Annotated in this window: 18 protein-coding genes; 7 read left to right on the top strand and 11 right to left on the bottom strand. The window is 71.1% G+C overall.

The window, feature by feature from the left end; all coding sequences use genetic code 11:
- Positions 1–22 precede the first annotated feature (22 nt).
- A complete protein-coding gene (locus QLQ12_RS21215) occupies positions 23–1,804 on the bottom strand; it encodes a serine/threonine protein kinase (RefSeq protein WP_282761970.1) in 1,782 nt (593 codons plus the stop codon).
- Positions 1,805–1,997: 193 nt separating this feature from the next.
- Between QLQ12_RS21215 and QLQ12_RS21210 the strand changes: the two genes are divergently transcribed.
- Entirely contained in the window at positions 1,998–2,243 is a 246-nt protein-coding gene (locus QLQ12_RS21210) for a PspC domain-containing protein (protein WP_282761969.1), read from the top strand.
- Positions 2,244–2,291: 48 nt separating this feature from the next.
- Here QLQ12_RS21210 and QLQ12_RS21205 read toward each other — a convergent pair whose 3' ends face one another.
- From QLQ12_RS21205 to QLQ12_RS21195, 3 genes are read right to left on the bottom strand one after another with little or no spacing between them, the layout of a single operon-like run.
- The gene (locus tag QLQ12_RS21205) at positions 2,292–2,834 is read right to left on the bottom strand and encodes a TlpA family protein disulfide reductase (RefSeq protein ID WP_282761968.1); all 543 of its coding nucleotides are present in this window, start codon (positions 2,832–2,834) and stop codon (positions 2,292–2,294) included.
- A gap of 35 nt (positions 2,835–2,869) precedes the next feature.
- Complete coding sequence (locus tag QLQ12_RS21200) at positions 2,870–4,345, bottom strand: NADH-quinone oxidoreductase subunit NuoF family protein (RefSeq protein WP_282761967.1); 1,476 nt, start codon at positions 4,343–4,345, stop codon at positions 2,870–2,872.
- Positions 4,342–6,219 carry a translation initiation factor III gene (locus tag QLQ12_RS21195; protein WP_282761966.1) on the bottom strand — a complete coding sequence of 626 codons (1,878 nt, stop codon included), beginning with the start codon at positions 6,217–6,219 and terminating at the stop codon, positions 4,342–4,344. The genes QLQ12_RS21200 and QLQ12_RS21195 overlap by 4 nt, the downstream gene beginning before the upstream one ends.
- A gap of 347 nt (positions 6,220–6,566) precedes the next feature.
- Between QLQ12_RS21195 and QLQ12_RS21190 the strand changes: the two genes are divergently transcribed.
- On the top strand, positions 6,567–7,355 hold the full coding sequence (locus tag QLQ12_RS21190) for a hypothetical protein (RefSeq protein ID WP_282761965.1): 789 nt from the start codon (positions 6,567–6,569) through the stop codon (positions 7,353–7,355).
- A 99-nt stretch (positions 7,356–7,454) separates the two neighbouring features.
- A complete protein-coding gene (locus QLQ12_RS21185) occupies positions 7,455–8,102 on the top strand; it encodes a DUF3455 domain-containing protein (RefSeq protein WP_282761964.1) in 648 nt (215 codons plus the stop codon).
- Here QLQ12_RS21185 and QLQ12_RS21180 read toward each other — a convergent pair.
- On the bottom strand, positions 8,075–8,716 hold the full coding sequence (locus QLQ12_RS21180; protein WP_282761963.1) for a hypothetical protein: 642 nt from the start codon (positions 8,714–8,716) through the stop codon (positions 8,075–8,077). The two genes, QLQ12_RS21185 and QLQ12_RS21180, sit on opposite strands and share 28 nt — an antisense overlap.
- 95 nt (positions 8,717–8,811) lie before the next feature.
- On the bottom strand, positions 8,812–10,548 hold the full coding sequence (locus QLQ12_RS21175; protein WP_282761962.1) for a glycoside hydrolase family 6 protein: 1,737 nt from the start codon (positions 10,546–10,548) through the stop codon (positions 8,812–8,814).
- Between the two features lie 1,672 nt (positions 10,549–12,220).
- Between QLQ12_RS21175 and QLQ12_RS21170 the strand changes: the two genes are divergently transcribed.
- Together QLQ12_RS21170 and QLQ12_RS21165 are read left to right on the top strand one after the other, a co-directional pair.
- Positions 12,221–13,693, top strand: a complete 1,473-nt coding sequence (locus tag QLQ12_RS21170) for a sensor domain-containing diguanylate cyclase (RefSeq protein ID WP_282761961.1) — start codon at positions 12,221–12,223, stop codon at positions 13,691–13,693.
- Between the two features lie 214 nt (positions 13,694–13,907).
- Positions 13,908–14,693: a hypothetical protein gene (locus tag QLQ12_RS21165; RefSeq protein ID WP_282761960.1), complete on the top strand. Its 786-nt coding sequence runs from the start codon at positions 13,908–13,910 to the stop codon at positions 14,691–14,693.
- Between the two features lie 118 nt (positions 14,694–14,811).
- Here QLQ12_RS21165 and QLQ12_RS21160 read toward each other — a convergent pair whose 3' ends face one another.
- Positions 14,812–15,954, bottom strand: a complete 1,143-nt coding sequence (locus QLQ12_RS21160) for an acyl-CoA dehydrogenase family protein (RefSeq protein WP_282761959.1) — start codon at positions 15,952–15,954, stop codon at positions 14,812–14,814.
- Between the two features lie 45 nt (positions 15,955–15,999).
- Here QLQ12_RS21160 and QLQ12_RS21155 point away from each other — a divergent pair, with 45 nt between their 5' ends.
- On the top strand, positions 16,000–18,948 hold the full coding sequence (locus tag QLQ12_RS21155; protein ID WP_282761958.1) for a glycine--tRNA ligase: 2,949 nt from the start codon (positions 16,000–16,002) through the stop codon (positions 18,946–18,948).
- 358 nt (positions 18,949–19,306) lie between these two features.
- Positions 19,307–20,404 (top strand): glycerophosphodiester phosphodiesterase, encoded by a 1,098-nt coding sequence (locus QLQ12_RS21150; protein WP_282761957.1) that lies wholly within the window; start codon positions 19,307–19,309, stop codon positions 20,402–20,404.
- 216 nt (positions 20,405–20,620) lie between these two features.
- Here QLQ12_RS21150 and QLQ12_RS21145 read toward each other — a convergent pair whose 3' ends face one another.
- The 4 genes from QLQ12_RS21145 to QLQ12_RS21130 all read right to left on the bottom strand — a co-directional run bounded on the left by QLQ12_RS21145 (position 20,621) and on the right by QLQ12_RS21130 (position 25,289).
- Positions 20,621–21,145 carry a hypothetical protein gene (locus tag QLQ12_RS21145; RefSeq protein WP_282762020.1) on the bottom strand — a complete coding sequence of 175 codons (525 nt, stop codon included), beginning with the start codon at positions 21,143–21,145 and terminating at the stop codon, positions 20,621–20,623.
- 12 nt (positions 21,146–21,157) lie between these two features.
- Positions 21,158–22,411 carry an inorganic phosphate transporter gene (locus QLQ12_RS21140; protein ID WP_282761956.1) on the bottom strand — a complete coding sequence of 418 codons (1,254 nt, stop codon included), beginning with the start codon at positions 22,409–22,411 and terminating at the stop codon, positions 21,158–21,160.
- 192 nt (positions 22,412–22,603) lie between these two features.
- A complete protein-coding gene (locus QLQ12_RS21135; RefSeq protein WP_282761955.1) occupies positions 22,604–23,899 on the bottom strand; it encodes an aspartate aminotransferase family protein in 1,296 nt (431 codons plus the stop codon).
- A gap of 22 nt (positions 23,900–23,921) precedes the next feature.
- Entirely contained in the window at positions 23,922–25,289 is a 1,368-nt protein-coding gene (locus QLQ12_RS21130) for an aminotransferase class I/II-fold pyridoxal phosphate-dependent enzyme (protein WP_282761954.1), read from the bottom strand.
- Positions 25,290–25,462 lie beyond the last annotated feature (173 nt).

Genomic DNA, 25,462 nt, shown 5'->3' with positions numbered 1-25,462 from the left:
AGGAGGGCCCGGGCCCTCCTCCTCACAGCTTCCAGATCTTCACATCGGTGAAGGCGACCTCGTAGGGGCCGTTCACCGGGGCCTCGCGCTCGTTGTAGACGCCCAGCACCACCCGGCCGTCGACGATCTCCTTGTCCTCCAGCGGGCTCGCACCCACCTGGACGCCGTCCCGCAGCACCTGCAGCACGTTCCCCCGGACCACCAGCGTGATCCGGGTCGGGCTGTCCAGGGCGATCGGCGTCCCCGACAGCGGCATGGTGCGGTTAACGCTGACCTCGTTGGACCGGTGCACGCCGAAGTAGACGTTGCTCTCGCAGACGCGGACCTGGTAACCGAGACTGCCGTCGTTGCGGAACCAGAAGGTCGCGCAACTGGCCGGCGTGCTCAGGCGCACCGTGGCCTCGACCCGCACGTCGCCGGGGAACTCGTCGAGAGGCCCCTTGCACTTGTAGGTGCCCGACCTGTCCCGTCGCGCGACCAGCCCCCGCCCGGCGGCGAAGAGACACTCCCCCTCGCCGGGCTGCGCCTTCGCCTTCCAGTAGGCCTCCTGCAGCAGCGGGTCGCTGATCCAGGGCGCGGTCGACGGGAAGGGCACATCCTGCGGGCCGGTCCCCGCCTCGGCGTCGCCCCGGTGCGCCTGTGACAACGCCAGCATGACGGCGCCGGCCACCACCGCGATGATCAGGAAAGCCACCAGGACGGGCAGCGCCCAGCGGCGGCCGGGCTCCCGCGACTGCGGGCCGGTCAGCGTGGGTTCCGGCGCCGCCGAGATCGGCACCGTGATGATCGAGTTCTCGTCGTACCCCACCATGCCCGGTGGGATGTCGAGGGTCGGCACGTTCTCGGCGGCGGCCTCCGCCGGGGGTGTGCTCGCGAGCCCTGTCACCGCCTGAGCCTCGACCGCCGCCGCGCGCAGGGCCGGCTGGTCGGCGAACGCCGCGGCCGTCGCCGCCGGCCGCTCCTTGCCGGAGATCAGCAGGTCGAGCAGCTCGCGAGAGCTGGGCCGGTTGGCCGGGTCCTTCTCCAGAGCGTGCCCCACCAGGTCACGCAGCGGCCCGGTGAGACCGTCGAGGCGGGGCGGCTGGGTGAGGATGCGGGCGGCCATGGCCGGCGGTGAGTCGGCGTAGAACGGGGTGTGTCCGGTGCCGGCGTAGGCGACCACGCTGGCCCAGGCGAACACGTCGGCGGCCGGCGTGATCGGGGTGTCCGGCTCGGAGCTGAACCGTTCCGGCGCCATGTAGGCCACCGTGCCGACCATCTGGTCGGTGCGGGTGTTCGCGCTGGTCGCCTCCATCGCCCGGGCGATCCCGAAGTCGATCACCTTGGGGCTGCCCGGCGCCAGCAGCACGTTGCGCGGCTTGAGGTCACGGTGGATCACCCCGGCGCCGTGGATGGCGGTCAGCGCGGTGGCCACCCCGATCGCCACCCCGTGCAGGTTGGCGCTGGTCAGCGGCCCGCGCTCCTCGACCACCTCGGCCAGGGTGGGCCCGTCGACATACTCGACGACCAGGTAGGGGTGCTCGTGGTCGGGGTCGGCGTCGATCACTTCGGCGGTGCAGAACGGCGGCACCTGCCGGGCCCGGTTCACCTCGCTGCGGAAGCGGCGGCGGAACTCGTCGTCGTGCGCCAGGTCGGCGCGCACCATCTTGACCGCGACCAGCACCCCGCCCGCGGTCCGGGCCAGATAGACGGTGCCCATCCCGCCCTCGCCGAGCCGGCCGACCAGCTTGTAGTCGCCGAGGGTCAGCGGGTCACGCGGGCGCAGCGGTTGTGTCCGCTCGCCCGGCAGAGCGTCATCGACCATGCCCGTTCCCCCCGCAGCGCGCCCCTTCCGTCATGCCGCTCGCACTGTATAGGGCCGGGTCTTCGTAGGGATAGGCGGCGGCCTCATGGAGATCCCCGATACCGGGATCCGGGCCATGCCCGATGCCGGACCGCCGCCCGGGCGCACACCATGGAGTCATCGATTCACCACCAGTGAAGGCAGGGATCTTCTCATGAACGCCGTGCACGACTCGCTCGCCCGCCAGGGCCTGGTCCGCCCGCAGGACGGCCGGATGATCGCCGGCGTGTGCGCTGGCCTCGCCCGCCGCTTCGGTCTCGACCCCTGGATCGCCCGGCTGCTGTTCGTCCTGGTCCTGTTCGTCGTCCCGGGCAGCCAGATCCTGATCTACCCGGTGCTCTGGATCGTGATGCCGGCCGAGAAGCCGGCCTGGCAGACGACGCCCGGCAGCACGATCTGAGCCGCGCGGGCAGACGGAACGGTTAAGGTCGCTGGACGAGCCAGCCGGTCACGCCGTGAGCGCCTGAACCTTCTCGGTCAGCTGGAGGTCGTCCAGGTAGCCACGGAAGACGATCTCCCCCCGGCTGTCGAGCATCACGTACCAACTCTGCTGCGCGATCCCGAACCGCTTCCACACCTTGCCGCCCGAGTCGTTCAGGTGCGGCAGCGCGCCAAGCTCGAAATCGGACACGAAGTCCTTCATGTCCGCGGTGCTGCCGAGCCCGGCGACGCCGAGGATGCCGAGCTTCTGGCCGTACTCCTGGTGAATGTCGGCGAGTGACTGCGCCTCGCTGGCGCAGGTCGCGCACCAGGGCGCCCAGAACCAGAGGATGGCCGGCTTGCCGGCCAGACTCGCGGCGTCGAACTTCTGCCCCGCCACCGTCGTCCCGCTGAAGCCGAGGTTCTTCGAGACGGCCACCGGGGCGACGGCGGACGGGGCCGCGCCCGAGGGCGCGGCCGCCGGCCCGGCCGGAGGAGCCGGCGGGGACGACGCGACCGGTTCGGCGGCACAACCGCTCACCGCGAGCCCGGCGGCCAGCGTCAGGGACACCAGCAGGGGTACGCGTGACGCACGGCCCGGCCGCACTAGCCGGCCGTCGTCGGCTCGGTGAGCCGCAGCGCGAGCGCCGGGCACACGTTGACCGCCTTGCGGGCGCCGTTCTCCAGCCACGGCGGCAGCGGCGTCTGCGGGAACGCCGGGTAGCCGTTGTGGTCCAGCCGGATGATCTCCGGGGCGACCGCCGAGCAGAGCCCGTGACCGTCGCAGCGTGACCAGTCCAGGGCCAGCTTCCGAGCGCCCTTCTCGGCCGTGTACGGCAGCGGCAGGATGCCCCGCACCGGCTTGCCGCAGCCCTCCCCGTTGGCGTGCGCCAGCACGTCGTCGCGGAAGACCTCCAGGGCGGAGAGGGCGAAGCGGGAGGTACCGTCCGGGTGGCTGCACGCGCCGCGGCCCTTCACCATGCCGGCCGCCTGCCGCACCTGCTCGACCGCGTTGCCGCCGAGCGACACCAGGGTGACGGCACGGGCCAGGTCGGGCAGGCCCATCCGGCACGGGCCGCACTGGCCGGCCGACTCGCCGGCCAGGTACTGCACGACCTGGGCGACCTCGCCGACCGGGCAGGTCTTGGAGCCGATCGGGATCAGCATCCCGGCGCCGAGGGTGCCGCCGACCTTGGCGAACCCCTTACGGGAGATGTTGATCGTCTTGGCCTGTTCGGCGCTCACCCACTTGCCGTGGTACCCGCCGACCAGCAGACCCGGGCCCATGTCGGCGCCGCACATCTCCAGCACCTCCATGAGCGGGGTGCCGGTGGGCGCCTCCACCACGGCCGGCGCCGACGCGGAGCCGCCGACGGTGAGCATGACCGTGCCGGGCTCCTCGGGAATGCCGACCGAGTTGTACTCCCACGGGCCGAGCCGGGCCGCGATCGCCAACTGCGAGTACGTCTCCGCGTTGGACAGCAGGGTGGGCAGGCCCATCACGCCGTTGTCGCTGGATCGCACCTTGCGGCCGGGCGGGATGTGCGCCTCGCCGTTGATCCCGCGGACCAGCGCGCCGCCCTCACCGGAGATGAACCGGTGCGGCACCACGACGATCCGGGTCGGGCAGGGCATCTTCCGCTCGGCCAGCGCCGCGGCCAGGGACTCCTGGCCGACGCCGTCGTCGGCGACACCGATGACGATCTCCTCGGCGTCCAGGGCGGCGGCGGCCAGAGCCGCGCCGTCCAGGATCAGGTGCGGGCCGCGGGTCAGGATCGACTTGTCCTTCCACGAGGGCGGCTCGCCCTCGGTGGCGTTGACCACGATCACCGGCGGCAGATCCTGCCGGCGGCAGGAGTCGACCACGGCACGCACCTTGCGGGCGAACGGGAAGCCCGCGCCGCCGCGTCCACGCAGCTCGATACGGTCGGCGAGGCCGATCAGCTCGCCCGAGGAGAGAGCCGCGAACCCGCCGTGCACCTCCTGGTGGGCCAGGAGGTCGAGACGGCCGTACTCGTCGAACCCGGCGGTGATCCGCGGGGTCCCGATGGCCGTGACCGGGGGGACCTGTGCCGTGCTCAATTCGATTCCCTCATGTCACCGCGTAGCTGGGAGAAATAACCGTCGTCGCCGTCGTCGGGGCCGCGCCGGCCACCGCGGCCGGATTCGCCGCGACGGGCCCGGCGGGAACCGGTGTCGACCAGAGTGGGAGTGTCGTCCACCGGGTAGGCGGGGTCGTCCGCGAAGTCGACGAACTCGCTGCGGCTGGGGCGGCGGGGCGGCTCCTCCTCGTAACGGGCGCCACGGGCCGGGCGCGGGGCGGGCTCGTCGGCGTACCGGGCGGCCCGGGGGCGGGGGACCTCCTCGTAGTCCTCCTCGGCGCGGCGGCGGCCGCGCGGGCGGTCGTCGTACTCGGGGTAGTCCGGCTCGCGGCGCGGTGCGCGGGGAGCGGGCTCCTCCTCCTCGTAACGCCGCATCCGGGCGCTGGTCGACTCGATCTCGTCGCGGCGCATCCGGGTGCCGGTGGCCGCCGGGTCGTCGCGGCGCATCCGGACGCTGGTCGACTCCAGATCGTCACGGCGCATCCGGGTGCTGGTCGACTCCAGTTCGGCGCGGCGCATCCGGGCGCCGGTGGTCTCGACCTCGTCCCGGAGGCGGGGGCGCGGCGCCGGCTCGTCGTCGTCGTCGAAGCGGCGGCCACGGCCACGGGGGGCCTCGTCGTAGATCTCCTGCGAGCGGGCGCCACGGGCGCGCGGCGCGGGTTCGTCGTCGTACTCGTAGAGCTCCTCCTCCACGTCCCGGCGCGACAGCCGGGTCTGGGAGTCGTAGCGCTCGTCGTCCTCGACGGATCGCCGCTGCCGGGGCGCGGGCGCCTCCGGCTCGGGCCGGCGACGAGGCGGGTAGTCCTCGTCGACCAGGTCGGGCACCGCGCTGACCGGACGGGCGACGGGAGCGGGCGCCGGGCTGACCGGACGCGCGGGCGGCTCGTTCCAGGCCGGGCTGACCGGGCGGGCGACGGGCTCGTTCCAGGCCGGGACCGACGGGCCGGCGACGGGCTCGTTCCAGGCCGGAACCGACGGGCCGGCGGCCGGCGCGAGCAGATCGGTCGCGGGCTCGGCCCGGCGCGACGAGCGACGGATCGGCGCGGCGGCGGTGGGCAGCAGCTTGCCGGTCTCCTGCGGCTTCACGGCGCCGACTCCGGCCGGCGAGGCGAAGTCCTTGCGGCGGTTCAGGCTGACCGAGAGGCGTACGGCCAGACCGACGAGCACGCCGAGCACGCAGACGACGTAGCTGACGGTGACCCAGGTGTCCGCGGGACGGCCGGCCGAGAGGCCGTGCGTCAGGGCGATCGGCCACATCAGGTAGGAGATCGCGTGGATGCCCCGCCACATCCAGGGCCGGCCACGGCCGATGAACTTGGCGCGGGCGATGCCGGACCACATGACCAGCACCATGATCCATCCGGAGATGGTGCCGAGGCCGACGTAGAGGCCGTTGGGCCCGTCGACCAGGAACGGCACGAAGATGTCGATCAGCCCGATGAAGTCCTTGGTGAACTTCGTCCAGACGTGCACGAACAGGGCGCCGACCGCGATCACGCCGGTGGTGCGGTGCGCGGACTGGAGCAGCACGCGCTGGCGGATGCTGAGCACGAGCCGGTCGGTGGCGACCAGACCGACCATGATCGTGATGGAGAGCGACACCAGGCTGACGACGCCCACGAAGTAGTCGACGTAGGCGAAGAAGTAGTAGTAGGCGCGACGACCCGGAGCGGTCATCATCGCCACGGCCCACACGGCGGCCAGAATGCTCAGGACGAGCAGGGCCACCGCGGGCCCCGACGCCGGGCGCGTGCCGGTGGATCCGACGTCGACCGCCACTCGGGGGGCGGTCGCCTTGGTGTTCTTCGAGCGGGCCATGGACTCCTCGTTCTCCTTGGTGCGGTCACATCCCATGGGCGGTGGGACGCTGGCGTCCGTGGGGGACGCCCCGCGCTCAAGCGCTGCTGCTGGATCCGGTCCGTGGCGAAGCTTTCCCCTGCGTGCCGCGGTCCGTGTCCTCCCGGGATTACGTGCCTGGCCCGGGTTCGGATGAACAGCACCGGAATTTTTTCCGTAGCAGCACGGCTACTTTCCGCGCAGGGCCGCTGAGCTGCGCAGACAGCCGAGAGGTTGCCGACCTGAAGAAAAAATAAGGCGCCGGCGGTGAGTGACGCGGGCCACCGGCTGAACCATTCGCGGTCCGTGGGCGAACTATGTAGTGCAGGCGAATCTGAGGGTAAGCCCTGGGAAGGGGGATCGTCATGCGTCACCGGATCACCGCGCTCATCGGCGTGGTCGTCGCGGGAACCGTACTGAGCTCGCTGGCATGGACGGCGCCGGCCGCGGCCGACGTGCCGGGGTTCAGTGTGCGGGTGACCGCGCCCGGGACCATCACCGCGGGCCAGCCCGCGGCGACCGTGACGGCCGTGGCCACCTCCGAGAACCGGCAGTGCCGCAAAGTCCGCTGGGTCCTGCTCGTGCGCTCCGGCTCGGACGCCGGTCAGCTACGGGTCATCCGGGTCGAGGACGACGGGCCGTTCGCGGTGGACACCAGCACCGAGGGCAACACCACCACGATCGTCGACCGGGCCCTCGACCCGGGCACGCTGTGCCGCGGCCGTACGGTCACCGGCCGCTGGCAGGTCGCCGCCGAGGACTCGACGGGCGGCCAGGTGCAGTTCGAGGCGCGGGCCTTCGACGCGGAGGAGACATTGCTGACCGCCGCGGGCGCGACGACCACGGTCCGCGGCGATCGCACCGCCTCCCCGTCGGCGTCCCCGTCCGGGAAGGCCACGCCGGAGAAGACCACGCCGGCGGGAAACGCGGGCAGGCGGACCGGGGCGGTGATCGCCGACTCCTCCGACGAGACCGAGACGGCCCTGGTCGCCAATGAGACCACGCTGCTCGGACCCGGCCTGATCGTCGGCGGAATCTGCGTCTTCCTCGGCGTGCTGCTGCTCATCCGCCTGCGCTCGCGGGCTCGGCTGGCGCAGATCGAGGAGCAGGCGATGCCGACCGGCTTCTACCGGATGCCCGGTTCGTCCAGATAGCGGCACTTCCTCCGGGTGATTTCCGGTCACAACAGGCCTTCCCCGGTCCGGCGGCCACTAGCGTGAGGCAACGCGTCACCGTCCATAGGGGAGGACTTCGTGACTCAGCGCCCCGCTGTCGCGCGCATGCCCGTCAACCGGCACGCGTCATTCACCCGGAACAGTAAGATCACCGCCGCGTTCGGCGCCCTCGCGCTCATCGCGGTCGCCGTGCCCACCGGCGTCTCGTTCGCCGGGACCGACCGGCCGCCGGCCGCGGTTCCGCCACCCGCCGGGGCCGCCCGCTTCCCCGGCCTCGACCCGCGGGTGCCGGCCGAACTGAACCCGCCCGCCGGGCATGTGCCGTACGCGGTCCTCAAGGCCAGGGGCGTCCAGATCTACGAGTGCCGCGGCGGCGCCTGGGCGCTGCTCGAACCGGCCGCCTCGTTGTCCGGCGTCACCATGCACCCGGTGAAGAAGGTGAGCGCCCTGCACTTCCGCGGCCCGAGCTGGCAGTCGGACCAGGACGGCTCACTGCTGGAGGGTGACCCGGAAGGGGTCGTCCGGGTCGCGTCCGAGCACCCGGACAGCATCCAACAGCTGCGGATCAAGGCGAGACTCACCCGCGGCGACGGGGTGTTCGGCAAGGTCACCTACATCCAGCGGCTGGACACGGTCGGCGGGGTGCCCCCGGCCGGATCCTGCGCCGGCGGGACGACAGCGGTGCCGTACCGGGCGGTCTACCGGTTCTTCGCCGCCAAGGGCTGACCGGTCACGTCCGCCGGCGCGAGGAACGCCATGGCCGCCGCGACCAGGCCCTCCGGGTCGTCGGCGTGGAACCGCACGGTGGTCGCGGGCTGCCCCTTGGCCTTGCGGACCGGAAGCACCAGCGGGGCGGTCAGGCGCACGTCGACACTCGTCTGGCTGCCCATGCCGAGGGAGAGCACGCCGTCCTCCCACTGGGTCTGGCCGCCCGGCGGCATCGAGCGCCGGTGCACCGCGATCGAGGCGACCGACTTCCAGTCGATCGCGACGTCCATGGTGATGCTGTTGCGGATGCGCAGTCCGGACGGACCGACCAGGTGCGGGTACGCCCACATGGTGGCGGCCAGGCCGATCATCCAGATCAGGCCGTAGACCCCGGCTCCCAGCACGACGATCCGGACCGGCTCCCACGGAATCATCAGGTCCAGGATCGGGATCTCGATGGCGGAGACCGCGATGAAGGCGATCAAAATCATCTTGACCGCGCCGGCGTACGCGAAACGCAGCGTCCCCGGTTCGACCGGGACTGGACGCCGGAGGATCCAGCGGAACAGCGCGGCCCAGAGCCGCAGCTCGTAGACGACCACGAACCGGGCGAGTCCCCATACCTTCTTCACCCCGCCACGGTAGGTCACAATTCACTTGTATTGCAATAGCCGACCGGCCGGTGCTGGAGAGCACCGGCCGGTCGTTCACTGACCTGACGAACCGATCAGAGCGCCGGGTAGGCGTTCGCCATGAGCTGGGCGAACTGCGCCGGGAACCAGGCGCCCGAGATCGGGGCGTTCGGCAGGGCGCCCGACATACTGTTGCCGTTGCGGGCGTTACCGGCGTAGGCCGGGTCGCACATCTGGTCGAATCCCTTGCCCTCGTCGTTGTCGATGAGGGTGCTGGAGCCGTCCGACTCGCCCGGCGGCTTCACCCAGACGTAGGCGTCGATGCCGGAGGCCGGGGCCGCGGTGGGACGCTCGCCCAGGCCCGCGCCGGACTGGTTGCACCAGTTGCCGGCGTGGATCCGGCGGTCGATGCGGGACTCGTTGACGAAGGTGTCGACGTTGGTGCTGGTGCTCGCCGCGGTGGGCCGGGCCGCGCCGCCCCAGCCGTTGCGGGAGGTGTCGATCAGCATGCCGATGCCGGAGTCGAAGCCGATCGAGACCAGCTTGGTCCGGAAGGCCTGGGCGAAGGTCAGCTCATCGGTGTACTGGTTCCAGTCCACCCACTTCGACTGCCGGACGCTCTGGCCGTTCACCGAGGTGCTGGGCTGCACGAACAGCTCACGCAGGGCCGAGTAGTTGGCCGTGTTGGTGATGAAGCCGTGCACGTTCTTCACGTTGCCGGACGCCCGGGCGGCCTCCAGCATGATGTCGGCGGTGGGGCCGAAGTTCGAGTCCCAGCCGATCCAGCCGTGGTGGGCGGCGTCGACGTAGTTGTAGGTGTTGCCGAGCGCGCCGAGCTTGCTCAGGGCGTAACCGATGCCCTGGACGTAACCGCCGTTCGCCTTCATCGTGTCGCAGGTCGCCGTGGCGCCGGCCTGGCTGCCCACGTTCGTCACCAGGTTCGGCAGCGAGTCGATCTCGACGATGTTGATGATCCGCAGAGCCTTGTACTTCGCGTCGGCCTGGATCGCGGCGATCGGGTCGATGTAGTCGGTCTTGTACTTCGGCAGTTCGTTCACACCGAGCTCACCGTTGGAGGCGAGCGCCGCGCAGTCCCGGCCGGGCAGGTTGTAGATGACGAACTGGATGTAGCCGGCGCCCTGCGCCAGAGCCGCGTCCAGGTGGTCACGCACCCCCATCGAACCGTTCGAGCTGCTGCCGGAGGTGCCGTTGATCGCGGCGATCCGGTCGATCCAGACGGCGGTCGGGTTGTTGGAGACGCGGCTGCCGCCGGTCACCGACTCGGCCTTGGCCTTCCACTCCGGGTTCACGTAACCGCGCGCACCGGCATACGGGTTGTCGACCTTGGTGGTCGGCGACGTGGAGGTCGACGGAGACGTCGAGGTCGACGGTGAGCTGGACGGCGAACCGGTCGAGCCGTTGCAGACCGTGCCGTTCAACGAGAACGACGCGGGCGCGGCGTTCGTGCCCGAGTAGTTCGCGTTGAAGCCGAAGTTGGCGGTGCCGTTGGTGCCCAGCGACGACGCCCAGCCCGGGTTGGTGGCCGTGACGTTCGCCCCGGACTGGGCGATCGTCGCGCTCCAGCCCTGAGTGATCTGCTGGTTGCCGGCCCACGACCAGGTGAGGTTCCAGCCGCCGGAGATCGGGTCGCCCAGGTTGGTGACGGTGACGTTGCCGGTGAAGCCGTTGGACCACTGGTTCGCCGAGTAGTCCACGCGACAGCCGGCGGCAGCGCTCGCGCTGGTCGCGACGGCGACGGCGCCGGTGGCGGCGACGACACCGACCACAGCGGCGGCCGTCAATGCCCTCGCACGGGTGGGGGTGGGTCTCATCAGGACTCCTAGAGACGGTGGTGGTGCGGGAGCGCACCGGGGAACGGCGACCAACACATCGGTGGGGATCGCTGGCCGATGTGGACAGCATTCCATGGGAGCGCTCCCAGCGCAATCATTCCGAAACAGATGGGCAACCGGGAGTTCACGGCACCGCAGCGGCGCGCCATCGGTGCCGGTCACGGCCATGGTGAGGAGCGATGATCCAGCGCAGAACTCTTGGGCAGGGCGGTGATGTCGGCGGCTTTTCAGGCCGCCGTCGACCGTTGTGCCCGAGACGGCTACGGCCACGCCTTCCGGACCACCGGGCCGGGCCGGCGACCCAGGCCATCGTCCCGACCGCGGAGCGGCGACGCGGCGAAGCACGCCTCACCGACGGCCCACTACCTGGCGAAGCACGCCTACCGGACGCCTCCACGAGGCGAAACACGCCTCACCGAGGGCTCACCACACGAGGCAAAGCACGCCTTACCGCCGGCTCACCACCGGACGAAGCACGCCTCATCGACGGCTCACCACCAAGGGAAACACGCCCACCCGACGGCTCACCGCCGCCCTGACCGCTCGCTGCGGCGAGCCACGGTGAGCCGCCAGGCCCGCTCCCAGCAGCGCGCCGTCACCCCGGCGCAGCCGCCACCCGATCCGGACGCAGACACTGGGCCGGCAACCTCAGCCAGGACGATGGCGAACGCGAGGACCGGGCCGGGGTGAGCGGGAGAGGTGCTCTTGGCGTACAAATGGGGGGGTTGCGACGCACCGCCGCCCGCACCCACCGCGACCGAAACGCCGTGCGGGGTGTCTTTGAAGGCGTCTGCGGCCCGCGGCGGCAGGACCAGCCGCTTCCGCGCGAACCGGTTGATGGCAGGTGACGGCTCGTGGGCCAGACCTCATCGCCGCATGCCAGGACTTCGAAACGGACAAGGCCACCGGGTCGAACGAGGCCCAGCGCAGATGAGGCCACCAGCCCGGGCCAGGGCAGGCCACCAGCCCAAGCCACCAGCCCGGACCAGGGCAGGCCACCAGCCCAAGCCACCAGCCCAGCCCAAGCCCCCAGCCCAGCCCAAGCCCCCAGCCCGGACCAGACCACCAGCCCCAGGCCATGCCACCGGGTCGGGTCAGGCCACCGGTGGCGCCTGCCCGCCGGGAACCGCGCGTCACCGCGAGCCGCAGCACGCCTTCGATCTGACCTCGGCTTCGGCTTCGGTTTCCGGCTTCGGCAGGCGTTGAGGTCGGCGGTCAGTTCCAGCGTCGCACGCGCCTCCTCCCGGTGTCCGGTTTGCCGCACGTGCCTGATGGTCCGGTCCGAGGCCGGTCCGAGGCCGGTCCGAGGCCGGGCCGACCGCACGGGCCGGCTTCCGTGTACCGCCCGTCGCTGATGTCGCTGCCGTGGTCGGCGACCAGGCGGGAACGGCCGAGTTCCAGGCTGTCCCACTCCCCGCTCGCGGCGCCGGCCGTCCAGCAGAGTGATGTCGCTATCGGTCAACGGACCCTCGAAGTCGAAGATCAACAACCTGGCGCCGACGGGTGATGACGAACGGCACCCGAGCGCACCCCAATTGCGACCCGCCGTCCGGGGCCCACGGCTCAACCGCAAGCCCGCGATGCCGACCCTAGGGCCATGAGCGTGGGCAGCGAGATGCACACAGCCGGTTCCGAGGTCGAGGGGGCCGGCATGGACACAATGACCCCGGACCGTCAGGGGCTGATGCTGGCTGAACTGGTGGGGTTCATGACCAAGGACACCCCGTCGGTGCAGCATGTGCTCGACCTGACCGGGCCGCATCTGCGGGACATCGCCGGGCTGACCGCGGCCACCGTCTTCGAGCTGGACTCCGAGACCGGCATGATGACGGCGAGCGCCCAGCTCGGCGAGCCCGGACGGCGCGACCAGCTGGTGGCCGGCAAGGTGTTCCGGGCGCCGGCCGGCGGCAAGCCGGTGGTCAACGGCGAGCAGATGGCGATCCGCCTGCGCATCGGCGGGCAGACCGTCGGCGTGCTCCTGCTGACCGGCTCTCACCTGGCCGAGCTCCAGCTGGACACCATCTCGACGATGGCCCTGCACTTCGCCACCACGCTCCAGGGACTGGCGGCCGAGAAGCAGCGGCAGTTCGTCGCCCACAGCAGCGCCACCATCCAGGAGCTGTTCGAGCAGGGCATGACGGCCGGCAACATGGAGACCGCCGCCGAGCTGCTGGCCCGGCAGTTCGCGACCGCCTTCCGGACCGAGCACGCCGCGATGCACCTGATCGACGGCGAGGGCAAGGTCCGGTACGTGCACGGCGTCGGGTTCTCCGACGACATCCACCAGGCTCTCTCCACCAACATGCTCGGGCGGCTCGCCTCCGAGTCGCCGGTCTGGCGCTCCGTGGCCGAGTCCGGCGAGCCGGTGCTCGTCGGCGACGCCAGCACCGCCAAGACGCGGGCCGGCGGGTTCGTCCAGACGATCGGGGTGCGCTCTTTCATCGCGATGCCGCTGATGTCCGGGCAGGGACCGGTCGGCATGGTGATGTGCGGCGACTCCACCGGCACCCGGGACTGGAGCGCACGCGACCGGCTCCTGGCCCAGCAGCTCGCCGTCGAAGGCGCCCTGATCATGGACAGCGCCCGGATGCGGCAGGCCGCCGAGGTGCACATGAACGAACTGCACCGGCAGGCGTTCCACGACTCGCTGACCGGGCTGCCCAACCGCAAGCAGCTGCTCGACCGGGCCGAGGTGGCCGTGGAGATCGCCGCCGCGACCGGCACCCGGGTGGCGTTGCTGCTCCTCGACCTCAACGGGTTCAAGCAGGTCAACGACACGGTCGGGCACCACGCCGGTGACGTGCTGCTCCAGCTCGTCGCCAAACGGCTCCAGGGCGTGGTGCGGCGGCCGGACCTGGTGGCCCGGCTCGGCGGTGACGAGTTCTCGGTGCTGCTCACCTGCGACCCGGACGCCGAGGACGCGATCGGGGTCGGCGAGCGGATCTGCGAGCGGCTCCGGGAGCCGTTCGACATCGAGGGCGAGCCGGTGCGGATCGGCGCGAGCATCGGGGTGGCGCTCTTCCCCGAGCACGGAACCGAGTTCGCGGGGCTGATGCGGGACGCGGACGCGTACATGTACCAGGCCAAGCGTGGCGGCGGCGGGGTGCGGCTGGCGGGGAGCTGAACCCACCGGCCACTGGTCCGGCCGCTCACTCGCCACCGACTCCGCCGGTCTCCGGCCGCCTCGCGCGGGGCGGGCTCGCCATCAAGTCCGCCGATCTCTGGCCCGCTCATGTCGGCCGGACTCGCCGTCAACCCAGCAGAACCGACAAAAGCCGCATCCCGTACTGGTAGTTTTCGGGCTGAAACATCCCGAAACTACCCCACGGGGAGGACAAGTGGGCAGTATCCGCTTGCGCGCGGCCGGCGCCCTGGCGACCGGCACCGCGATGGTCGCCACGCTGGCCGGCGCAACCCCGGCCGGGGCGGCGCCCGCACCGAAGCCCGCAACGAACATGGAGTTCTCGGCGTCGCCGAACGAGACGACGCCGGGCTCGCCGGTCGTTCTCAGCGGCTGGGCCGGCTTCATCGGTCGCGACACCGGCAACGCCGGCAAGGTCGAATTCTGGTTCCGTAAAGGCGAGAAGGACCCGAAGGTCTACCTGGGGTCGACCAACGCCAGCAGCTCCGGCAAGTTCCGCTTCCCGGTCCGTGCCACCGCCACCGGCCAATACGTGGCCCATTACCAGCACCAGAAGCAGGACGTCGGCGCCGACGGCACCGATCACCTGGATGTCTACAACAACCGGGCGGTGGACCGGATGCTCTACTCATGGACGGCCACCGCGCTCTCCTGCCTGCCGTCGTGCAAGACGACCGGGCCGGAGCAGTTCATCAGTGCCGGGCCGGTGAAGGTCAAGCTCAGCCGTGAATGCCTCCAGCCGAAGTCGGGCGGCCGGATCGGTTTCACCGACGACCCGAAGAACGCCTTCAAAGCCGGCGAACCCGGCTGGCGGGAATTCCCCGAAGGCGAGGGGCCGGTCGAGTTCGAGCTCAAACCGAAGGTCACCAGAGGCCACTTCTATCTCGAGTGGACCAGCGCACCCGCCCCGGCCGGTGGGCTCACCTCGTGCAATCTGTCGTTCACCGCTTCACAGACGGACATCCACAAGGACTACTTCTGACGTCGTCACCGGCCGGCCCGGGTTCCTCCCGGGCCGGCCGTTTCCTCGTATAGCCGGTCGCTTCCCTCTCCCCCGGCCGGGCTTCCTCGCGCGGCCGAACTCCCCACACGGCGGCCCTTCAGACGAAGGCCCCGTGGCCGGTGATCGCACGGCCCACGATCAGCGAGTTGATCTCGCGCGTGCCCTCGTAGGAGTAGAGCGCCTCGGCATCCGCCACGAACCGGCCGATGCCGTAGTCGAGCACGATCCCGTTGCCGGCCAGCAGCTCGCGGGCCCAGCCGACCACCTCCCGCATCCGGGTCGTGCAATAGGCCTTGGCCAGCGCCGAGTGCTCGTCCCGGTAGACCCCGGCGTCCTGGAGCTGAGCCAGGCGCACACACATCCCCATCGAGGCGGTCACGTTGCCGACCATCCGCACCAGCAGGTCCTGGACGAGCTGGAACTTGGCGATCGGGCGGCCGAACTGCGTGCGCTCCCCGGCATAGGCCAGGGCGAGCTCGTAGGCCGCGGTCATCACGCCGACCGCCTGCCAGGCAACACCGGCCCGGGTCCGTTGCAGCACCCGGGCGGTGTCCTTGAACGAGTCGCCGAGCTGGAGCCGGTCGGACTCCGGCACGCGCACCCCGGTCAGCTCGATGTCGGCGTTCTGCACGATCCGCAGGGCGATCTTGTGCTCGATCTTGGTGGCCGTGAACCCGGGCGTGTCCTTCGGCACCACGAAGCCCTTGACCTGGTCGTCGGCCTCGTCCCGGGCCCAGACCACGATGAGGTCGGCGAAGGTGGCGTTGCCGATCCAGCGCTTACGGCCGTTCAGCACCCAGGTGTCGCCCTCGCGCTTCGCGGTGGTGCGCAGGCCGGCCGCCACGTCCGAGCCGCCGGTCGGCTCGGTCAGCGCGAACGCACCGATCTTGTCGAACGACGCCATGGCCGGCAGCCACCGCTCCCGCTGCTCGGGTGAGCCGCACTCCTGGATGCTGCCCATGGCCAGCCCGGCGTGCACCCCGTAGAACGTGGCCATCGACGCGTCGGCGTGCCCCATCTCCAGGGCCAGCCAGCCGTCGAGCAGCGAGGACCGCTCCACCCCGGCCAGTCCCAGTCCGGCGAACTGCTTGATCAGGTGGGACGGGAACTCGGCCCGCGCCCAGTATTCGTTGGCGATCGGCGTCACCTCGGCGGAGAGGAACTCGCGCACCCGCCGGACGGTGGCGGTCTCCTCATCGGTCAGCAGGTCTTGAAAGGCGTAAAGATCTCCCACGAGCATGTTTGCGTACCTACCCTCGGACGGGCCCACCTAGACTTCGGTCCCATGCTCACCATGCAGGACGCACTGGCCCGGTTGACGACCTACTGGACGGATCAGGGCTGCCTCGTCGTCCAGCCGATGAACACCGAGGTCGGTGCCGGAACCCTCAACCCGGCGACATTTCTGCGGGTGCTCGGGCCGGAGCCGTGGCGGGTCGTCTACCCCGAGCCGTCGGTGCGGCCCGACGACTCCCGTTACGGCGAGAACCCGAACCGGCTGCAGACCCACACCCAGCTTCAGGTGATCCTCAAGCCCGATCCCGGCAATCCGCAGGAGCTTTACCTCGGCAGCCTGGCCGCGATCGGCATCGACGTGGCCGCGCACGACGTGCGGTTCGTCGAGGACAACTGGGCCTCGCCCGCGCTCGGCGCCTGGGGTCTGGGCTGGGAGGTCTGGCTCGACGGGCTGGAGATCACCCAGTTCACGTACTTCCAGCAGGCCGGTGGCCTGAACCTCGACCCGGTCAGCGTGGAGATCACGTACGGCATCGAGCGGATCATCATGGCGCTGCAGGAGAAGACCCACTTCAAGGAGATCGAGTACTCCCCCGGGGTCAGTTACGGCGAGGTCTTCGGCCAGGCTGAGTACGAGATGTCGCGCTATTACCTCGACGACGCCGACATCGACGCCAACCGGCGGCTGCTGGAGCTTTACGCCGCCGAGGCGCAGCGCATGATCGACGCCGGGCTGCCCGTGCCGGCCCACTCCTTCGTGCTGAAATGCTCGCAGGCCTTCAACGTGCTCGACTCCCGCGGCGCGGTCTCCACCGCCGACCGGGCCGCCGAATTCGGCCGGATGCGGCGCCTCGCCGGTGAGGTCGCCAAACTCTGGGTGAACCGCCGCACCGAACTCGGGCTGCCGCTCGGCACCATCGAGCCGCTCGAACCGGCACGCGCCGCGGGCGCCGTCCAGACCAGCACCGGCGAGCGCACCCTCGTCTTCGAGATCGGCACCGAGGAACTCCCGCCGGGCGAGCTGCGCTCCGCCCGCGAACAGGTCAGACGACTGCTCACCGAAGGCCTGGCGGCCACCCGGCTCGGGCACGGCGACGTCCGGGTCTTCGGCACGCCCCGCCGGCTCATCGCCGTGGTCCCGGCGGTCGCGGCGCGCGAGGCCGATCACGTGCGCACGGTCAAGGGACCCAAGGCCCAGGCGGCGTACGCCGCGGACGGCACGCCCACGAAAGCGCTCGAGGGTTTCGTCCGCGGGCAGGGCGTCACGATCGCCGACGTGGAGACGGAGGAGCTCGGAGGCGTACCCCATGTGGTGGTCAAGAAGCACGAGGCCGGGCGCGCGGCGCCCACCGTGCTCGCCGCCGTGCTCGCGCAGGTCGTGACGGGGCTGCGCGCGGCGAAGAACATGCGGTGGAACGACCCGAAGCTGTCTTTCAGCCGGCCGCTGCGGTGGCTGACCGCGCTCTGGGGCGACGACGTCGTGCCGGTGGCCGTCTCGACGCTCTCCGCCGGCCGCCGCACCCGGCTGCTGCGCACCGCCGAGCCGCCGGTCGCCGACATCGCGTCGGCGGAGACCTTCCTGGAGACGCTCGGCGTGAACGGGATCGTCGCCGACCACGCCGACCGCCGCGAGCTGATCGTCATCGGCGCCCAGGACCTCGTCTATCCGGACGGGAAGATCGACGTCAAGGGCGAAGCCGCGCTCATCGACCAGATCACCGACCTGGTGGAGCAGCCGGTGCCGCTGCTCGGCACCTTCGACGAGAGTTACCTCTCGCTGCCGGACGCGGTGCTGACCACGGTGATGCGCAAGCACCAGCGTTACCTTCCGGTGCGCGACGCGGACGGGGCTCTGCTGCCGATGTTCGTCACCGTGGCGAACGGGCCGGTCGACGTGGAGCTGGTGCGGGCCGGCAACGAGGCGGTGCTGCGCGCCCGTTACGAGGACGCGGCGTTCTTCTACCGAGCCGACCTCGCGACGCCGATCGCCGCCATGAAAGCCCACCTGGACCGCCTCACCTTCACCGACAAACTCGGCTCGATGGCCGACCGGGCCCGCCGGATCGCGGCCCTCGCCCTCTCTATCGCGGACCGCCTCGACATTGGTTCACCTGTTCTAACCCGAGCAGCTGAGCTGCTGAAATTCGACCTCGGATCGCAGCTGGTCACCGAGATGACCAGTCTGGCCGGGGTGATGGCCCGCGACTACGCGCTGCACGCCGGCGAGGACCGGACGGTCGCCCAGGCGGTGTACGAGGCCGAGCTGCCCCGCAACACCGGGGACACCCTGCCCGCCTCGCTCCCGGGCGCTCTGCTGTCCCTGGCCGACCGGCTCGACCTGGTCGCCGGCCTGGCCGCCACGGTCGGCCTGCCCACCGGGTCGAGCGACCCGTTCGCGGTCCGCCGTGCCGTGCTCGGCCTGCTCGCGGTGCACCGGGCGACGCCCGCGCTGGCCGCGTTCGACCTCTTCGAGGGCCTGGCGCTGGCCGTCCAGCCGGTGCCGGTCTCCGAGCAGGTGCTCGCGGACTGCCGCGACTTCCTGACCAAGCGACTGGAGCAGGTGCTCGTCGAGGAGGGCCACCCTGTCGACCGGGTCCGGGCGGTCCTGCCGCACGCCGCCCGGCCGTCGGTCGCCGACACCCTGCTGGCGCAGCTCGGCACGGCGGTCGGCGACCCCGCCTTCCGGGCCGTGGCGGAGGCCGTCCAGCGGGCCAGCCGGATCGTCCCCGAGGGCACCCCGGCCGCATACGACCCGGCCGTCCTCAAGGAACCCGCCGAACTGGCCCTGCACGAGGCGGTCGTCGCGGTGCCGGCCGTCCACGACGTCTCCGATCTGGTGCGGTCGGCGTCTCCGCTGGTCACTCCACTCGCGACCTTCTTCGACGAGGTGTTCGTGATGGCCGACGACCCGGTGCTGCGGGCCGCCCGGCTGGGGCTGCTGGCGACGGTCCGTGACCTCGGGGCCGGGCTGCTCGACTGGAGCCACCTGCGTATGTGAATTCCTTTCGGACCCCTCCGCCGGCCTTCCCGGCGGAGGGGGTTCTCCATGGGCGCGTGGTGCTCGCCTGCCGCCCGCGCCATTCCCGCCGCACCCGAGCGGGCCGTTTCCATCGCCGCAGGGGTGGCGAGCCGTTCCGCGCTGTCTTCCGCGTGGGTGATTCCGTCGCCGCAGGCGGGGAATGTGATGCCGGTGGCCGGCCCGGCTGGGAGCGGCGGCGGATCAGGCGACGGGCGAGGCGTTGACCCGTCGTTCGCGGACACGCCATGAGGTCGTCGCCTGTGCGACGGGTCGGTCACGTCGACTCTGTCCGGACGTCCGGCGATCATCGCCGGATCCGAGCCTTCTGGAGGAGAACGTGGCTGATCGCCGTCAGGTGCTGCGCTTCGGCGCTGTCGCCGCCGCCGCTCCGGCGCTGGCCGGGGCCGCTTCCGCGCCCGCGTGGGCCGGCGGGCACGGCGGGACCAGGACCAGGTCGCTGGTGGTCGGGCACCGCGGCGCCTCAGGCTACCGGCCCGAGCACACCCTCGCGTCGTACGAACTGGCCGGGCGGCTCGGCGCCGACTACCTGGAGCCCGACTTGGTGATCACCAAGGACGGCGTCCTGGTCTGCCGGCACGAACCGGAGATCGGCGGCACCACCGACGTCGCGTCGCGGCCCGAGTTCGCGAGCCGCAAGCGGACCGTGGTCCTTGACGGTGTCAGCGTGACCGGCTGGTGGACCCAGGACTTCACGCTCGCCGAGCTGAAGACGCTGCGCGCCGTCGAGCGGATCCCCGCCGTCCGCCAGCAGAACACGATCTATGACGGACGTTTCCAGGTGCCGACCTTCCAGGAGGTGCTGGACCTGCGCAAACGCCTCTCCAGGGAGCTGGACCGCGACCTCGGCGTCTTTCCGGAGACCAAGCACCCGACCTTCTTCCAGAACATCGGCCTGGGTCTGGAGAAGCCGCTGGTCCGCACACTGCGCCGCAACGGCCTCGACAGGCGGGGCGCCAAGGTCTTCATCCAGTCGTTCGAGGCGGCCAACCTGCGCACTCTCGCCGACGAGCACCGCGTCGAGGTGCCGCTGGTGTTCCTGACCGGTGCGACGGGATCGCCGTTCAACGACCCGCGACCGTACGCCGACTACCTGACCCCGGCCGGGCTCAAGGAGCTGTCGGAGTTCATCGACGGACTCGGCCCGGAGAAGAGCCAGATCATCCCGCGTAAGGCGGACGGCACTCTGGGCGCTCCGACCTCCCTGGTCATGGACGCCCACTCGGCCGGCATCAAGGTGATCCCGTACACCTTCCGGGCGGAGAACTCGTTCCTCCCGGCCGAGTTGCGGGTCGGTGCCGACCCCACCGCCTACGGCAGGTCGATCGACGAGCAGGTCACGTTCCTGCGGACCGGCATCGACGGTCTGTTCACCGACAACCCCGACATCAGTGTCCTGGCCCGCAGCCTGGTCTGACCGTAGCCGGCGGTGGACCGGCCGGCCGGTCCACCGCCGGCTACGGCTGGCATTCGGCGGCGGGTCGACCGGCGGCCGGGGTGGGGTGTGGCCACGGCTCTGGAGCACGTTCAGTGACGGCAGAGGGCAGGTGCTGGGCCCGGCCCCGGCTCAGGCATGTCATCGCGCGTGCTCGACACGCCTGAGCCGACCGGGTTCGGGTCGCCTGGTGGCGGGCTACTTCTCGACGAGGGTCGGGTAGATGGTGGAGAAGTCGAGTTTGTAGCCGAACCCGCTGGCCACGATGAAGGTCAAGCCCAGCATGACGCCGATGACCACCACGGCGAAGAGGGCGTAGCCGAGGGCCGTCCCGACCGGGCGGCGGGGACCGGAGACGGCGACGGCCGGGCCGGAAGCGACGGCCGAACTCTCTCCGGAAACCCCGTCGAGCACGGCGGACGCAGTACCGGACGACCCGTTGAGCAAGGCGGAGGCGGGCCCGGAGGAGCCGTTGAGCACGGCGGAGGCAGGCCCGGACGAACCGTTGAGCACGGTGCCGGTGGTGGCCGCCGGAACGGCCGAGGTGGTGACCGGAACGAGCGACGCCGCGGCGGGGGCCGCAGCGGCCGAGGTGGTCGCGCCGGCGCCCCACGCGAGGGAACGGATGCCGAGGGCGAAGAGGATCGGGAGGCCCGCGCCGAGGGCGAGGCCGGCGAGCAGGACCTGCCAGGCGCCGTCGAGGGCGAATCCAAGGTTGTGCATCTGGGTCGCCTCTCAGCTTGCCGCGACGTTCGCCGCGACGGCGGGGACTGCGGGTACGGGGGTGGTGACGGCGGGCGGCGTGGGTGAACCGTCCCAGTCGTCGTTGACGTTCTCGTGGTCGACCTTGCCGGTGCGGGAACGCAGGTACATGGCAGCGGAGGCGAGGACGAGCAGGGTGAAGACGACGAGGGCGCCGGCCGTGCCGCCGACGGCGTCGCCGATCCAGAACATGACCGCGCCGACGAGGCCGGCGGCGGGCAGAGTGATCAGCCAGGCGAGGATCATGCGGCCGGCGACGGCCCAGCGGACGACGGCGCCGGGGCGGCCGAGGCCGGATCCGATGACCGAGCCGGTGGCGACGTGCGTGGTGGAGAGCGCGAAGCCGAGGTGGCTGGAGGCCAGGATGACGGCGGCGGCGCCGGACTGAGCGGCGGTGCCCTGCGGCGGGTTGATGTCGGTGATGCCCTTGCCGAGGGTCCGGATGATGCGCCATCCGCCCAGGTAGGTGCCGAGCGCGATGGCGACCGCGGCGGACACCTTCACCCAGAGCGGAATGTTCTCCAGGTCGCTCCAGTGACCGCTGGCGATCAGCGCGAGGGTGATCACGCCCATGGTCTTCTGTGCGTCGTTGGTGCCGTGGGCGAGAGAGACGAGCGAGGCGCTGCCGATCTGGCCCCAGCGGAAGCCCTGTTCGGTGAAGCGGGCCGCCACTCCGGCAGTGATCTTGAAGATGATCCAGGTGCCGACGGCGGCGACCACACCGGCGATGACCGGGGAGATCACGGCGGGGAGCAGCACCTTGCCGATCACGCCGTCGAGTTTCGAGCCGTCACCGCCCCAGTTGACGCCGGCCAGGCCGAGCCCGGCGAGGGTGGCGCCGACCAGGCCGCCGAAGAGGGCGTGTGAGGAACTGGACGGCAGGCCGAGCAGCCAGGTCAGCAGGTTCCAGACGATGCCACCGACCAGGCCCGCCAAGATGATCAGCAACAGGGCGTTGCCGCCGTCGGCGAGGAGTTCCGCCTTCGGGGCGCCGCTCTTGTCCTGGATCTTGACTACGGCGTTGGTGACGGTGAGCGCGACCTCCACCGAGAGGAAGGCGCCGACCAGGTTCAGGACGCCCGACAGGGCGACGGCGGTCTTGGGCCGTAGCGCCTTGGTGGCGATGGAGGTGGCCATCGCGTTGGCGGTGTCGTGGAACCCGTTGGTGAAATCGAAGGCCAGGGCCGTGATGACCACCAGCGCCAAGATCACGGATGTTTCAGTCACGCCGTGATCGTGACCGAGTTACCGGCCGACGGCCATAGCCGAAACGGGACATGTACAAGATTCCGTCGCCGTTAACCTTCCGTTTCCCAATTTTGAGCGCTGTGCAACCAGATCACTACGCACCGCCCCTGTCAACTGCTCCTTAGTGAACTTTCCTTTAGTTCCGTTCAGGACCTATATCGCGCCAAGGCCTCAGAAAGTACGAAACTCCGTATCGGCGGTGGCGATCGCGTCGATCAGGATGGCGAGGCCTTCGCGGGCCTCCTCCTCGGCCAGGGTCAGCGCCGGGCCCAGCCGCAGCACGTTGCCGTGGAGGCCGCCCTTGCCGACCAGCAGCCCGCCCTCCCGGCACAGGTCGAAGACCCGCACGGTGGCAGCCGGATCGGGTTCGGTGGTGCCCGGGCGGACGAACTCGAGACCGATCATCAGGCCCCGGCCGCGCACGTCGGCGAGGATGTCGTACGACAGCGCCCGCAGCCCTTCCATCAAGATCGATCCCATCCGCCGCGCGTTCCCCTGCAGGTCGTGGTCGAGCACATAGTCGAGGACCGCGTTGCCGGCCGCCGCGCTGACCGGGTTGCCGCCGAAGGTGGAGAAGCTGATCGCCGGCACCGCGTTCATCACCGCCGCACTGCCGACCACCCCGCCGAGGGCGAACCCGTTGCCGATCCCCTTGGCGAAGGTGATCAGATCAGGCGTGACCCCGTGCGCCTGATAGCCCCAGAAGTGGTCGCCGGTGCGGCCCCACCCGGTCTGCACCTCGTCGGCGATGAGCAGGATGCCGCTTTCGGCAAGGACCTTCTGGTACGCCCCGAGCAGCCCGTCCGGCCCGTGGACGAACCCGCCCACACCCTGGATCGGCTCGGCGATGAGCGCGGCGACGTCTCCCGCGGTGACCGTCGCGAGCACCTCCCGCAGATCGTCGACGGCCGCGTCGATCAGGTCGCCGTCGCCGAGCCCCGCCATCCGCCCGCGCAGCCGGTCGGCGGAGGCGAGCCAGTTCACCGACAGCGGGCTGAGCGCGCTCGACGACCAGCTGCGGTGCCCGGTGACGGCCATGGTCGCGAAGGTCCGCCCGTGGTAGCTGTTCTTGATCGCCAGGATCTGGTGGGACCGCCGCACGTTGGTCGCCATGAGCAGCGCCGACTCGTTGGCCTCGGAGCCCGAGTTGGTGAAGAACACCCGTGCGTCCGGGATGCCGGAGATCCGGGCGATCTTCTCGGCCAGCTCGACCTGCTGCCGGATCAGGTAGAGCGTGGAGGTGTGTGCGACGCCGGTGCCGACCTGCCGGCGGACGGCGTCGCTGATCTCGGCCACGTCGTACCCGATCATCGTGGTCAGCACCCCGCCGAAGAAGTCGAGGTAGGTGCGACCGGAAGCGTCGGTGACGCGCCGTCCGCTCCCGGAGACGATCTCCAGCGCGTCGTCGCCGTAGTAGACGGGCATCCAGCTCGGCATGACGGCGCGGTGACGGTCCAGCAGGCTCATCGCCAGATCCTCTCGGCTGAGATCAGCGCCAGCCGGCCGGGTGGCCGAAGCCGCGCCGGCCGCTGCCGCGGGTGGTCGGGGAGGCGGCCGCCGCGAGCACGTCGGCCAGGTCGTCGTAGCCGTCGGCGACCAGCCCCACGGTGATCCGCAGGTGGTCGCCGTCGAGCGGGGTGACGCAGAAGGGCGCGCCGGGCGCCGCCGCGATGCCGTGGGCGGCCAGCGCGACCAGGGCGTTCTGCTGGTCGGCGACCTCCATCCAGAGGTTGATGCCGTCGGCGGCGGTGGCGGTCACCCCGCGGTCGCGCAGGGCTTTCAGCAGGCTCGACCGGCGTTCGGCGTAGACGAAGCGGGCGGTCGCGACGCGGGCCACGGCGCCGGGATCGGTCAGCAGGTCGAGCAGCACGCCCTGCAGCAGGCGGCTCGACCAGCCCGGCCCGAGGAGCCGCCGGTCGGCGACGGACTCGAGCACGTGGGCGGGCCCGCCTACGGCGGCGAGCCGCAGGTCGGGCCCGTGGCTCTTGGAGAAGCCGGCCACGTGCACGGTGCGCTCGGGCAGGTACCGGCCGATGCTCACCGGCGGGGCGGTGGCGATGGCGCCGGCGTGGTCGTCCTCGACCACGAGCAGATGCGGAGCCTCCAGGAGGACATTGGCCAGTAGCGCCGCGCGGGAGGCGTCCATGCTGGTACCCGTGGGGTTGTGGGCACGCGGCTGGAGGAAGAGGGCGACCGCCCGGTAGTCGCGGATCGCTTTCCGGAGCGCGTCGGGAACCAGACCCGCGGAGTCCATCTCGACGCCGATGACGGTGGCGCCGAGCGCCTGCAACAGGTCCAGCAGCGGCGGGAACGCCGGGTTCTCGACGAGCACGTGGTCGCCGTAGCGAAGGACCGCGCCGGCCACCCGGTCGAGGCCGTCCATCGCGCCGTCCACCACGGTCAGTCTGTCCGGAGGGTACGGCCACCGCTCCCGCAGCAGCGCCTCCAGGCCGGGCAGCACCGGGGCGTCGAGGTAGCTCCCGGCCCACCGCCCGTCGCCGATCCGGCACAGCGCCTCGCTGAGGCCGGGCAGCAGCAGGGGGTCGGGCACGCCCGTCGACAGGTCCCGCGGCAGGTTCACCCGGGCTCCGCCGAGCTGGGCGTACCGCAGCCGGGCCCGTGGTGGCAGCGGCCCGGACACGAAGGTGCCGGACCGTCCGCGGGTCTGGATCGCCCCGGCGAGGATCAGGTTGCGCCACGCCTCGCTGACCGTCGTCGGGCTCACTCCGAGGCCGGTGGCCACCGTGCGCACGGTGGGCAGGCGAGCGCCGGCGGGCAGCCGGCCGGAGGTGATCAAGCGGCTCACGGCGGCCGCGATGCCCCGGGCGCTCCGGTCCTGAACCGCCCCAGTGATCACGGTCAGCAAATTATCGACTCCGAAACATTCCGTAACGTACGGGCAATTGTTCACCTCAATGTGTGTCGTTAGTGTCCTACGGCATCCGGCGCTTGTATGCAACCCCTGGCGCAGGGCCTATGACGAGGAGTAAACAGGCGATCACAGGCTCTTCGCACCCCGCCTGACAAGAG

This window comes from Actinoplanes sandaracinus (assembly GCF_030009775.1).
Taxonomy (GTDB): domain Bacteria; phylum Actinomycetota; class Actinomycetes; order Mycobacteriales; family Micromonosporaceae; genus Actinoplanes; species Actinoplanes sandaracinus.
Note: the sequence above shows the minus strand (reverse complement) of the source record. Positions and strands in the feature narration are given on the sequence as shown.

Bases quoted from the DNA above. Each gene is read 5' to 3' on its own strand.
- QLQ12_RS21135 (WP_282761955.1), bottom strand. From the start codon at position 23,899: ATGAGCCTGCTGGACCGTCACCGCGCCGTCATGCCGAGCTGGATGCCC.
- QLQ12_RS21215 (WP_282761970.1), bottom strand. From the start codon at position 1,804: ATGGTCGATGACGCTCTGCCGGGCGAGCGGACACAACCGCTGCGCCCG.
- QLQ12_RS21190 (WP_282761965.1), top strand. From the start codon at position 6,567: ATGCGTCACCGGATCACCGCGCTCATCGGCGTGGTCGTCGCGGGAACC.
- QLQ12_RS21145 (WP_282762020.1), bottom strand. From the start codon at position 21,145: ATGCACAACCTTGGATTCGCCCTCGACGGCGCCTGGCAGGTCCTGCTC.
- QLQ12_RS21155 (WP_282761958.1), top strand. From the start codon at position 16,000: ATGCTCACCATGCAGGACGCACTGGCCCGGTTGACGACCTACTGGACG.
- QLQ12_RS21195 (WP_282761966.1), bottom strand. From the start codon at position 6,219: ATGGGATGTGACCGCACCAAGGAGAACGAGGAGTCCATGGCCCGCTCG.
- QLQ12_RS21175 (WP_282761962.1), bottom strand. From the start codon at position 10,548: ATGAGACCCACCCCCACCCGTGCGAGGGCATTGACGGCCGCCGCTGTG.
- QLQ12_RS21170 (WP_282761961.1), top strand. From the start codon at position 12,221: ATGGACACAATGACCCCGGACCGTCAGGGGCTGATGCTGGCTGAACTG.
- QLQ12_RS21160 (WP_282761959.1), bottom strand. From the start codon at position 15,954: ATGCTCGTGGGAGATCTTTACGCCTTTCAAGACCTGCTGACCGATGAG.
- QLQ12_RS21210 (WP_282761969.1), top strand. From the start codon at position 1,998: ATGAACGCCGTGCACGACTCGCTCGCCCGCCAGGGCCTGGTCCGCCCG.